The sequence below is a fragment of the Reichenbachiella ulvae genome (assembly GCF_025833875.1).
GTDB lineage: Bacteria > Bacteroidota > Bacteroidia > Cytophagales > Cyclobacteriaceae > Reichenbachiella > Reichenbachiella ulvae.
Genome location: NZ_JAOYOD010000001.1, coordinates 3,043,261 through 3,055,966, shown reverse-complemented (window position 1 = coordinate 3,055,966; position 12,706 = coordinate 3,043,261). Strand labels below are relative to the sequence as shown.

The 12,706-nt window shown below is 44.1% G+C and carries 8 protein-coding genes; all 8 read left to right on the top strand.

Annotation, left to right across the window (positions count from 1 at the left end):
- The first annotated feature begins 37 nt into the window (after positions 1 to 37).
- The 8 genes from N7U62_RS12090 (at position 38) to N7U62_RS12055 (ending at position 12,704) form a co-directional block, all read left to right on the top strand.
- Positions 38 to 427 carry a response regulator transcription factor gene (locus N7U62_RS12090; protein ID WP_264138232.1) on the top strand — a complete coding sequence of 130 codons (390 nt, stop codon included), beginning with the start codon at positions 38 to 40 and terminating at the stop codon, positions 425 to 427.
- A gap of 180 nt (positions 428 to 607) precedes the next feature.
- Positions 608 to 1,444 carry an SDR family oxidoreductase gene (locus N7U62_RS12085; RefSeq protein WP_264138133.1) on the top strand — a complete coding sequence of 279 codons (837 nt, stop codon included), beginning with the start codon at positions 608 to 610 and terminating at the stop codon, positions 1,442 to 1,444.
- A gap of 22 nt (positions 1,445 to 1,466) precedes the next feature.
- Positions 1,467 to 2,651: a mannonate dehydratase gene (gene uxuA / locus N7U62_RS12080; protein WP_264140435.1), complete on the top strand. Its 1,185-nt coding sequence runs from the start codon at positions 1,467 to 1,469 to the stop codon at positions 2,649 to 2,651.
- Positions 2,652 to 3,455: 804 nt separating this feature from the next.
- Positions 3,456 to 4,091, top strand: coding sequence for an RNA polymerase sigma-70 factor (locus N7U62_RS12075; protein ID WP_264138231.1), 636 nt, complete (start codon positions 3,456 to 3,458; stop codon positions 4,089 to 4,091).
- 130 nt (positions 4,092 to 4,221) lie between these two features.
- A complete protein-coding gene (locus N7U62_RS12070) occupies positions 4,222 to 5,202 on the top strand; it encodes a FecR family protein (RefSeq protein WP_264138230.1) in 981 nt (326 codons plus the stop codon).
- A gap of 98 nt (positions 5,203 to 5,300) precedes the next feature.
- On the top strand, positions 5,301 to 8,699 hold the full coding sequence (locus N7U62_RS12065) for a SusC/RagA family TonB-linked outer membrane protein (RefSeq protein WP_264138229.1): 3,399 nt from the start codon (positions 5,301 to 5,303) through the stop codon (positions 8,697 to 8,699).
- A gap of 28 nt (positions 8,700 to 8,727) precedes the next feature.
- Complete coding sequence (locus N7U62_RS12060) at positions 8,728 to 10,242, top strand: RagB/SusD family nutrient uptake outer membrane protein (protein ID WP_264138228.1); 1,515 nt, start codon at positions 8,728 to 8,730, stop codon at positions 10,240 to 10,242.
- 134 nt (positions 10,243 to 10,376) lie between these two features.
- A complete protein-coding gene (locus N7U62_RS12055) occupies positions 10,377 to 12,704 on the top strand; it encodes a glycoside hydrolase family 3 C-terminal domain-containing protein (RefSeq protein ID WP_264138227.1) in 2,328 nt (775 codons plus the stop codon).
- Positions 12,705 to 12,706: the final 2 nt, after the last annotated feature.

The following is a 12,706-nucleotide window of genomic DNA, read 5'->3' as shown; positions in this document are numbered from 1 at the left end:
AAGAATGAAATAGAAGTAAAACTAAAGCAGCAAGAACATGAGAAAGCACGAAGTAGATGTATTGATTATTGATGATGACAACATTTCTAGATTTTTGATTGCCAATACAATTCGATCCAGCCACGAAGACATTTGTTTAATGGAGGCACATTCGCCTCAGATGGCTCTGAATTATCTCACAAGAAGGGAGGAGAATTGGCCCAAAATAATATTGTGCGATATCAATATGCCGGTAATGACGGGTTGGGATATGCTTCATAAACTTTCCTATCAATGCTGTAAGCACCCTGAGACTAAAATTTTCATGGTGTCAAGTTCTGAATGCAAAGATGATATCAATCAACTCAAAAGTAATCCCCGTATTCTGGCCCTACTTAAGAAGCCGCTGAGTTTTGGGGATGTTGACTATATTTTTGACTTTCTATAGCGTGTTTCGAATAGAGAGTGTTTACCTGAGTTGGTATCGATCAGTTTATTTAAGGTCTAATTAGAATTGGCACAAGATATATTATTGAGTTATGGGTAATTGTAATGCCATTAACCACGCCCGTGAAGGCGTGTTTTTTTAAGATATAATGCGGTAACGTACACACGAAATAGAATAGATATGAAATTATTAGAAAACAAAGTAGTCGTCATCACAGGGGGTGGTGGAGTGCTATGCAGCACGATGGCAGAGAAGACTGCCGAATTGGGCGCGAAGGTGGCCATTTTGGATCTGAAAAGAGAGAACGCAGAGAAGGTGGCTCTGGAGATCAACAAAAATGGAGGTCAGGCGATAGGCCTGGAAGCCAATGTACTGGACAAAGCCAGCTTGCTCAAAGCGCAGGCGGAGCTACATAAGAACTTTGGTCCCTGCGACATCCTGATCAATGGTGCAGGTGGGAATCACCCGAAAGGCACCACTTCCAAGCCCTATTTTGAGGCAGAAGATCTGGAGAAGGATGAGGATTTGATCACCTTTTTCGATTTGGATCCAGAAGGAATCAAGTTTGTATTTGACCTCAACTTCATAGGTACTTTGCTACCCTGCCAGGTTTTTGCCAGAGACATGGCCAAAAGCCAGTCAGGTAATATCATTAACATATCGTCTATGAATGCCTTCACTCCATTGACGAAAATACCTGCCTACAGTGGAGCCAAAGCAGCGATTTCAAACTTTACGCAATGGCTGGCTGTGCACTTCTCTAAAGTAGGCATCCGAGTCAATGCCATGGCGCCAGGTTTTTTCCTCACCGAGCAAAACAGACGCCTGTTGACCGAGGAAAATGGAGATCTGACAGCCAGAGGCAATACCATTATCGATCACACCCCTATGTCTCGATTTGGGACACCGGAGGATCTGCTAGGCACGCTGGAATGGTTGTGCGGCGAAGGGTCCGCATTTGTGACTGGAGTGACTGTGCCGATTGACGGTGGGTTTAGTGCATTTAGTGGAGTTTAAATCGATGAATGATATGAAAGAAATAAAGCTAGAACAAACATGGAGATGGTACGGGCCGAATGATGGGGTATCATTGGCCGATATTAGAATGGCTGGGGCAACTGGAGTAGTGTCTGCCCTGCATCACGTGCCCAATGGTGAGGTATGGACCATAGAAGAGATCGAAAAACGCAAAGCAGAGATAGAGGCTGCAGGCTTAAGCTGGAGTGTGGTGGAGAGTGTGCCAGTGCACGAAGACATTAAGAAGCGAACAGGTAATTTTCAGCAATACATTCAGAACTACCAGCAGTCGATTCGCAACTTAGGACAGTGCGGGATAGATACGGTTTGCTACAATTTCATGCCCGTGCTGGACTGGACGCGAACGGACTTGGCCTATGACTATGGAGACGGTTCGACAGCCCTGCGCTTTGATGCCACGGCCTTTGCTGCCTTTGAACTTTACCTGTTGAAAAGACCGGGTGCTGCCGAGAGTTATAGCGAGAGCCAAATCGAAAAGGCTCAGGCCTGTTTTGACGGGATGACAGAGGAGCAAAAGGAAGAGTTGGTGTCTAACATTATAGCTGGGCTGCCGGGAGCAGAGGAGGGCTATACCCTGGAGCAATTTCAGCAAGTGCTATCCGCCTATGATGAGATCGACGCAAGAAAACTCAAAGACAATCTCTATGCTTTCCTCGCAGCGATAGTGCCGGCTGCAGAAGAAGCAGGTGTGCTTCTATGTATCCATCCTGATGACCCTCCATTCCCAATTTTGGGACTCCCGAGGGTAGTGAGCACCGAACAGGATGTCGAAGAGCTATATGCAGCAGTGGACAGCCCGAACAATGGCTTGACCTATTGCACAGGATCGTTTGGCGTACGAGCGGACAATGATCTGGTAGGCATGGTTCAGCGATTGGGTCATCGGATTCACTTCATTCATCTGCGAGCGACGAAGAGAGACGCCGAGGGCAACTTCCATGAAGCCGATCACCTGGATGGAGATGTAGATATGTATGGGGTGATGAAGGCTTTGGTAGAGGAGCAGGAAAAACGCCAGGAAGCTGGAAGAAAGGATTTGCGCATGCCTTTCCGTCCGGATCATGGTCATAAGATGCTGGATGATCTCAGCAAAAAGACCAATCCGGGCTATTCTGCCATTGGTCGCTTGAGAGGCTTGGCTGAGCTGAGAGGTTTGGAGCTGGGTATCAGACGGAGCAAGGGTTGATTCCAAATTTGAAATATAGGCCTTTGATAAGATTGATATAGAAAAGCCCAGCGATAGTCTGGGTTTTTCTATATGATGTATGGATTAGGGTTTACCCAATAAGTCCTATTTAGGACTGCTAAAAACCGATAAAAATGTTTTACTATTTGTTTTATTTATTTACTGTAAGTATCTATAATACAAGTATATAAAATTCCCTGGCAGGGCTACACTTATAATAGATTTTAGACCTTGGATTGCTAGATTCTAGACCTCATCCTTATATCCCATGCTAATCCCTAGGGGGTTCATTGCACCTAAAGAAAGTGCATTTGATTTTTTGACGAATCACAGGGCGGGCTGGGATGTTTGCTGTCGATACATTAGTTTGGCACAACCAAGTAGGTCAGCAGCCTGCTTCCCGCAGCAAGTATTCGAGTAAGAGAGAAAACATATTTAAACGTAAAAAACACCTACAAACGGGTATAAAGTGCATGGTCGGGCATCCATATACAAAGTGGAACCTGAAATTATAAAGGGGTGTCGAAAGCTGGAGCGCTATCTATTTTGAATGGTGTCAATCACTAAGAACTGGAAGGGCAAAACCTCACACATGTAAAGAATAGAGTTGACTATTAGTTCTTTATTGTCTTATCCAAGATCGATGTATAAGCTGTTAATTTGTTTGATCTTGTCTTCCTTCATTCTACCCTAAATGTGCTGCTTTTACAGGGCTTGCCCTTATTAGATTTCCTTAAGAGTAAGTTAATAAATCAGGGTTAAGTCGTACATTAAGTTTATATTTGACAATTAAAGATTATAAGCATGAGGACTAAGTTACGCAAACTGAGCACAGAGCAGCCCTTTGACGGGTACTTTGAGCAGGTTTATTCTGACTATTTCCAACCTCTCTACCTATATGCACGCTCTTTAGTAAAATCTGATGATATAGCTAAAGGAGTAGTGTCCGATGTGTTTTTTAATTTGTGGAAATCCAACTCCGACTTAAAAAATATCAAAGAGATAAAATCCTATCTATTTCGAGCAGTCAAAAATCAAGTAGTTCGTACGCTATCACATGATCCCCGTAATTTTGACAGTATCGATACCGAAAACTATGTCAAGCAAATAGAGCAAATAAGTCCAGAGGAAATCCTACTTGAAAAAGAATTGATAGAAATTATTGATAAAGCTGTACAGGAACTACCGGATCAATGCCGTTTGATCTTTGACATGGCTAAGAACAAACAGATGTCATATAAAGAAATAGCGGCCGAGTTAGAGATCTCCCAATCTACAATCAAAACTCAAGTAGCCAGAGCTATTTCGGTAATCAAGCAAAAGATTGAAATTTACTACGACAATACAAGCTCTCAGAGCTGGAAGAGTTTTGAGATTGGTGGAGCGATTAGTCTAGTTTTCTTTTTATTAAATCAGTCTGACTTGTTAGGAAAAGTATAATGAAACGGCTCAATTTTTGAAAATAAAACATCTTTTAGATGCTTTTGTTGAAAATAGTTTAAATATTGAGTCTTTTGTAAACCTAAACGCTTAGATATGACTCTTGCTGGTATAAAGAAAGACATTACTAGTGGAGCACCTCATAACAAAATACTTTAAAGGTGAACTCTCCTTAGAAGAGCAGCATACGCTAACTAAGTGGATTCAAAGAGACGAGAAAAATGCGGAAACCTTCCGTGTTTTGAAAAATTACTGGCATTTCCACCAGTCGGACCTGAAAAAGGAAGAGCAAGAAGTTCGCTCTATGCTCCATGCTCGAATCAATGCAGAAAAAACTTCTTCCAAATCATTACAAAAATCCTCAAAAACAAGAAAGGCATTTTATTGGGTAGCAGCCAGCATAGCACTTTTACTCTCAAGCTATATAGGTCTTCGTCTGCTTGACTCTAATCAGGCAGTACAATCTCAACCTGTTGCCAAACTAATAGAGAAAGTAAGTCTGCCTGGGCAAAAGATCATCACTACCCTACCTGATGGAACCAAAGTCAAATTGAATGCTGGAAGCAGGCTTATCGTGCCAGAGGTCTTCGATACAGACAGACGCTTGGTCACGCTCATCGGAGAAGCATTCTTTGAGGTGGAACGCGACGAAAACCGACCTTTTATCATACAGACAGATAGCCTTCAGGTTCAAGTACTTGGCACTTCCTTTAATGTCAATGCCTATAGAGGCGAACAAGCTCTAGTTGCTGTTAAGACAGGAAGAGTTGCAGTTAGTAATTCTTCGGATAGAGTAGAGTTAGTCCCTAATCAAATGGCAAGTATGATTAATGCAAGACTGCTCAAAGAAAGTATTTCTAAAGAACAACTTCCTTTTGCCTGGACCGAGCAAAAACTGGTTTTCAATGATGAAGCTATTGCTCAGGTTTTTCAAAAAGTATCGAGATGGTATGGAATTCAGATCGAACTGAATGGGGAACTGAATACTGATAAAAAATATACAGCCAACTATGACAATCCTACCATGCTAGAAATGATGGATGTATTATCATTTGTTTACGATTTTAAATATGAATTCTATGAAAATGAAAAGAAGCTAATTATCAATTGAATCATACTTAAAGAAGAGAAAGAGAGCTGAAATACTTTGGGGAAAGTCGGCAGCTCCCTTCTCTCTGAGTTTTAGTCATTATTAACCAAAACAATTTTATGAAGACAAAATTACAAAAATTACTAATCCGCATGTCCAAATATGGAATATATGTGTTGATCGTGCTGCAGTCTTTGTCGATGGCCATGGCCAACGATATGAGTGCGCAGCGCAAGATGCTGAACGAAGTTTCAGTAACATGGAATCAATCTGAGAACCAGGCTGAATTGGTCGATGTGTTCAAGAAGATTGAAGAAGTAACGACTTTTAATTTCGCCTATTCAAAGAGTGAAATAAAAGGCAAAAAGGTCAGCCTAGAAAATAAGGTATGGCAAATGGACGATCTCCTAAAAAACCTTTCTGTGCAGGCGGGACTTGCATTTAGAAGAGTCAATGGTCAAATCGGCGTATCTGCAGTCAAATCCAAAGATGGATTACCAAGACTCAATGAGGAAATAACCCCTCAAGAAAACATCCAGGGTACTGTAACTGATGAAATCGGAGAGCCTCTACCTGGAGCAACTGTAGTAGAAAAAGGCACGAACAACGGGACTATTACTGATATCGATGGCAATTTTCGTCTAGATGTGGCGGGAAATCAATCTGTTATTGTCATTTCCTATGTAGGATATATCACTAAGGAAGTCACTGTAAGCGGACGTTCTACACTTGATGTGGTGTTGGATTTGGATGTGGGAAATTTGGAAGAAGTAGTCGTAGTAGCCTATGGAACGGAAAGTAAGCAAAAATCTACAGGTTCGATCCAAAAGGTGGATTCTGATGAGTTGAAGGAATTGCCGGTGGCGCAAGTGACGCAAAAACTACAAGGTAAACTAGCAGGTGTTCAGATCAACCAGACTACTGGTACTCCAGGTGCTGGTATGTCGGTACGTATCAGAGGGCAGGCATCTATATCTGCGGGTAGCGATCCCCTTTATGTGGTAGATGGATTCCCAATCACTGGAGATATCGCCAATATGAACCCTGACGAAATCGAAAGCATTACCGTACTGAAAGACGCAGCTTCTACTTCGCTATATGGTTCGCGTGCGGCAAATGGGGTAGTCATCGTGACGACCAAGAGAGGTGGAGCTGGAGAGACTGAAATTTCTTTTAGCTCATACTATGGTGTCCAGCAGATTCCTGAAAAGGGAAAGCCAGATATGATGAATGCGCAGGAGTATGGTCAGTTCAAAAAAGAATACTATGAAGCTAATGGCCAGCCTGTTCCAGAATTGTTTCAAAACCCTGAAGAGTTGGGTAAAGGTACAGATTGGTTTGATCTGATTACACGTGATGCACCGATCCAAAACTACAGTTTGGCGATCAAAGGAAGTACCGGTAAGCTGAGATCTTCGATCGTGGCAGGATATTTCAAGCAAGACGGGGTGCTGTTGAACTCAGAGTTCGAAAGAGTATCGCTACGTGCCAATATGGATTATAATGTGAATGACCGAATCACAGTAGGCGCCAATGTCGCTCCGACTTATACTAGCAGCAAGTCGCCACAGGCCGATGGTGTTTGGTATGTGTCAGGAGGTATCATTCAGGGTGCATTGTTGACTCCTGCTATTTTCCCTCATGTCAATGAAGATGGTTCAGTGCCTTATTCAGCGGGTACCTGGGGAGATTTTGGTACGATTGGAACAGTTCCAATGCCTAACTGGTACCACCAGGTTCAGGCAGCCAAAAACACTTCTAAAAATATGGGATTGCTTTCCAATCTGTTTTTGGAGGCAGAGATCATCCCTAATCTGACTTACAAAATTCAGGCTGGTGTAGATATAGGAAGTAGAGTAAATGACAGTTTCACACCTTCTACAGCAGGTGGTGTGTTCAATCCAGGGAATCCCGATGACCCTAACAGGATTTCAGGTTCACATGGCAACAGCTTTGGGTACTCATGGATGGTAGAGAATACCCTAAAGTATCAAAAGAGCATTGGCAACCATGACTTCAGTCTACTGGGAGGATATACGACCCAGGCAGCCAGAGGTGAGTCAGGAAATATGTTCGGTACGGGCTACCCGGACAACAGAGTAGAAACCCTCAATGCTGCCACGACCATTACTGGATCTACAGATATTCAGGAGTGGAGTTTGGCTTCATTTGTAGGACGTTTGAACTATAGCTTCAACAACAAGTATTTGTTTTCTGCCTCAGTGAGAGCAGACGGTTCATCTAAGTTTGGTGTGGACAACAGATGGGGTACCTTCCCATCGGTATCAGCTGGCTGGGTTATTTCAGAAGAAAGTTTTATGGATCAGATTACACCCGTTTCTTTCTTGAAACTACGCGCTAGCTACGGGGTAACGGGTAACAACAATGTGGGTAACTACACGCAGTATGCCTCTGTGGTATCGACCAACTATCCATTCAACAATCAACTGTATGGAGGTAAAAGTTTGGCAGGTTTGAACAACCAGGACTTAGGTTGGGAACGTACGGCACAGACTGATATCGGAGTGGAGCTAGGCTTGTTCAATGATCGCATTTCTCTGGGATATGACTACTATGAGAAGTTGACCAGCGACCTGCTATATTCTGTAGAGATTCCCATTTCTTCAGGCTTCTACAACTTTGCAACTAACATAGGTGAGATCAAATTCTGGGGGCATGAGATGACTTTGAGTACCAAGAATCTGACAGGTGCTTTCGTTTGGAATACGGATTTCAACATCGCATTTAACCGCAATGAGGCGGTAAGTCTAGGGACAGACGATGCGCCGCTGATCGTAGGAGATGCAGCAGGATTCGTCAGGAACATCACCGAAGTAGGACAGCCATTGGGACAGCTTTATGGACTGGAAGCAGACGGATTGTTTTTGAATCAGGAAGAATATGATGCGGGTCCTTTGCACAATGGTGCTGCAGTAGGTTCGATCCGTTTTGTAGATCAAGATGGAGATGGCGAGATCAATAATGATGAGCGTGATTGGAAGAAAATCGGAAACCCAGCACCTAAATTCATTTATGGTTTTACCAACACTTTTGCCTATAAGAATTTTGACCTGTCTATCGTAGCTCAGGGAGCTTATGGTAATAAGATTGTCAATACGATTGATCGTTTTGCTGCCAATCTGGATGGTAATTTCAATGTGCTGAGCGATGTAGCAAATAGATACAAGTCGGAGGCAGAGCCAGGGGATGGCAGATATGGTATCACTACACCTGGATCGACAGGGCCAGAAAGAGATTGGTTCCACTCCAAGTTTATCTATGATGGTTCTTACCTCACGATTAAAAATATCACCTTGGGATACAACTTGCCTACTAAGAATCTGGAGTTCATTAGAGGCTTGAGAGTGTATACCAGTATTCAGCAAGCATTTGTGTTTAGCAAATATCCAGGTCCTAACCCAGAGGTTACCACGGGTGGTGGGATTGCAGCAGGAGGAGACAATACGACTTATCCTGTGCCAAGAACCTTTTCACTGGGTGTCAACCTAACGCTGTAATTTGATTATGACTAAAAAGATGAAAATCATGAAACTAAAGATATATATAGTGGCAATGCTGGGGATCGTATTCTCCGCATGCCAGGACGATTTGTTGACTAAGCTACCTGAAACGGTAGTGTCATCAGGCGATTTTTATAAAACAGCCGAAGACTTTCAGCAGGCCACAGTGGGGATGTATGCGCCACTCAGAGAATTGTATGGTACTGGCCTGGGCAATGATGACTTTGGAGACTGGACTATCGATGAGATGAGATCAGACAATACCTGCTTCATCTACAACTTCAACAGAGGATTTGCAGGGATAGAGCAGTATGACCAATTCATCGATGATGCCAATGGAGCAGGTGCTGGCAATAAGTACAACAATGACTACATCATTATCGGTAGAGCCAATCAGATATTGGACAAGATCGATGGTGCAGACATTGATGAGGCTGCAAAAAACAATTTTAAAGGCCAGGCGCTGTTCATGAGAGCTTTCGCCTATTTTGATTTGATCCAGCATTTTGGTGCCGTGCCATTGATACTGAATCCTCCAACTTCCTATGAAGAAACTGGAAGTCCGAGAGTATCGACAGAGGAGATCTATGCAGAGATCCTTGCAGATGTGGAGCTGGCAGCTACTTTGTTGCCAGACAGAGCCAGCCAGGCCGTCGGTTTTGTTTCCAACGGAGCAGCTTATACCCTGTTGGGTAATATGCACCTGGTGAGAGAAGAATGGGCAGCAGCAGAGGATGCATTGATGCAGGTGAGTGGATATGCCCTCATGGATGACTATGCTTCTATTTTCTTCCCATCTAACAAGAACAATACGGAATCTATCTTCGAGATTCAGTACTGGGAAGATCAGAGCGCTGGACTGGCAAGTAATTTTGCTTATCAGTTCCTGCCTTCTCTTTCTAATATCGGCGTGGTACCTGGTTTCCCGAATGGCTATGCCAATGGTGCAGGCGGATGGAACATTCCTACTCCTGATTTGCTAGCGGCCTACGAGCCAGGCGATTTGAGACTAGATGCTTCGGTAGGTTACATTACAGCGGATACCTATGTCAATACGCCCTATATCAAAAAGTTTGTTCATGGATCGAACATCGCTCCTAACACCAACAACAATTGGCCAGTTTATCGCTATGCGGAGGTGTTGCTGATGATCGCAGAAGCCAAAAATGAGCAGGGAGAAGCAGATGCTTTGACTTACCTGAACATGGTACACGCGCACTCCAGAACAGGTTTGGCGCCAATCGCGGCTGCTTCTCAAGCGCAACTTAGAGATTTGATCATGCAGGAGAGAAGAATAGAACTCGCCTTCGAAAACAAGAGATGGTTAGACCTGGTAAGAACGGATCAAGCAGTTGCCGTGATGAACGCCCATGGAGCTGAGATCCTGGCGGACCCTCAGGCCTACTACTACCCAGTAGGGGTGGAGCCTCCGGCTGGGGCTTATCAGGTGACTACAGAAGATTTGTTATTGCCGATCCCACAGAGAGAGATCCGCATCAATCCTGAAATCGGTCAGGAAGACCAAAATCCTGGTTATTAATAGTTGAATTGAATTTGATGGCAGACAGGTCAAATGTACCTGTCTGCCTTTCCTCTCATTTCTGGACAGGAAGTGCGGAATAGCTGTGCTCTAACACTTCGATTGAGAAAGAGAAAAATAGTAAACCTATAAAGATGAAATTAAGAATATTACTGTTCGTGGGGCTTTTGGCCTTTACGAGTTGGGAGATGTCGTATGCGCAGGGGAGCCTGGATGTAAAGGCGCTGATTGAACAGATGACATTGGAAGAAAAGGAGAGAGTAGTGGTAGGATCGGAGATGGAAATTCCCTGGTCTGAAGGCGGGAGTACGGGTGTCGGACAGGTAGGTGGAGAAGTGCCAGGAGCTGCAGGAAAAAGTTTAACGAACAAGCGACTGGGACTCAATACTGTGGTGTTTGCTGATGGACCTGCAGGTGTGAGAATAGATCCCATACGACCCAATGAGTCCAACAAAACTTTCTATGCCACGGCTTTTCCCGTAGCGACTATGTTGGCCTCTTCTTTCAACCTCGAATTGATGAAGGAAGTAGGGACGGCCTTTGGCCATGAGGCCAAAGAGTATGGTGTGGATATTTTGCTTGCCCCCGCTTTGAATATTCATAGAAATCCACTGGGTGGCAGAAACTTTGAGTATTATTCTGAAGACCCATATTTGTCTGGAAAGATGGCCTCTTATTTTACTCAAGGGGTTCAGGAGCAAGGTGTGGGTGTTTCGATCAAGCACTATGCTGCCAACAATCAGGAAACCAATCGAGCAAGGGTAGATGCTGTGATCACTGAGAGAGCGATGCGGGAGATTTATCTCAGAGGTTTTGAGATTGCGATCAAAGAATCCGATCCCTGGACGGTGATGACTGCCTATAACAAAGTGAATGGAGCTTTTGCTTCGGAGAGTGAAGAACTGCTGACCACTATTCTTCGCGAGGAGTGGGGCTTTGATGGATTTGTGATGACGGATTGGTTTGCAGGCACAGACATACCTGGACAACTCAAAGCAGGAAATGACCTGCTGATGCCAGGGACCCCTGGACACAAGGGCTTGATCGTACAGGCAGTGAAGGATGGTAAGATGAGCGAAGAAGACCTGAACAAGAATGTAGAAGCCATTCTCAATATTTACAAGCAGACATTGGAGTTCAAGGGATATGAATCTAGTGGATCACCAGACCTGAAGGCTAGCCAGGCGATTGCCAAAAAGGCGGCAACCGAAGGAGTAATCTTGTTGAAAAATGAGGAGGGAGCTTTGCCATTGGCCTCTTCTGCTAAGCTGGCACTATTTGGTGTAGCGAGTTATGAAACCATAGCGACGGGTACAGGTAGCGGCAATGTGAACAAAGCCTATTCTATCTCGATTGCACAAGGCTTAGAAAATAGCAAGCAAGCGATACATTCAGAGCTTCAGGAGGTCTATACCCAATACATCAAAAAGACGCGCGAAGATATGGGGCCTAAGGCCTGGTCTTTTGGTCCGGATAAAATCCTGCCAGAAAAAATCTGGACTCAGGAAGAGATCGCTGCTTTCGTAGCACAGTCCGAAATGGGGATTTTCACTCTCAATAGAACCTCTGGCGAATTTTACGATCGCCAGCAGGGCTATGATTTTTACTTGTCTCAAGAGGAGCAGGATCTGATTAAAAATATTTCTGCGGCTTACAGAGCAGAAGGAAAGAAGTTCGTGGTGATCCTCAACATCGGAGGTGTGATTGAGACGCAATCCTGGAAGGAGTATGCCGATGCGATTTTGCTGATGTGGCAGGCAGGACAGGAAGGTGGCGATGCAGTAGCGGATATCCTGACAGGGAAGGTGAGCCCATCGGGTAAGTTGCCGATGACCTTTCCAAATTACTACATGGATCACTACTCCTCCAGAAACTTCCCGGGTAGGGAACTGGTGGACAACCCTTATCCTAGTCCATTCGATGCGGTAGAATCAGAGGTGATCTATGAGGAGGGAATTTATGTAGGCTATAGATATTTTGAAACCTTTGATGTGGGCGTATCATATCCTTTTGGCTATGGTCTGTCATACACACAGTTCGAGTTTTCTGATCTAAAAGCAGCAATGACGGATGAAGGTGAATTGACATTAAAGTGTAAAGTGAGGAATACAGGAAGCAAAGCGGGAAAAGAAGTGGCTCAGGTTTATGTTTCCTCACCTGATGGGAAGCTTGAAAAACCTGCCAAAGAGTTGCGTGCCTTTGCCAAGACTCAAAGCCTAAAACCAGGCAAGTCTGAGACGTTGATTTTTGAATTGAATGCCAAAGACTTGGCTTCTTTTGATTCGGCTACCTCTACATGGATTTTAGAAAAAGGGATCTACACCATTAGCATAGGAGGAGGATTGCATGACCTTCAACTGTCCGACTCAGTGGTGTTAAAATCAGGTTTGGAAGTGATGAAGACATCCAAAAGCATGGCTCCCAAGCGGGAGATTGATGTCCTTACTAAGCGTAAGGATTAGCA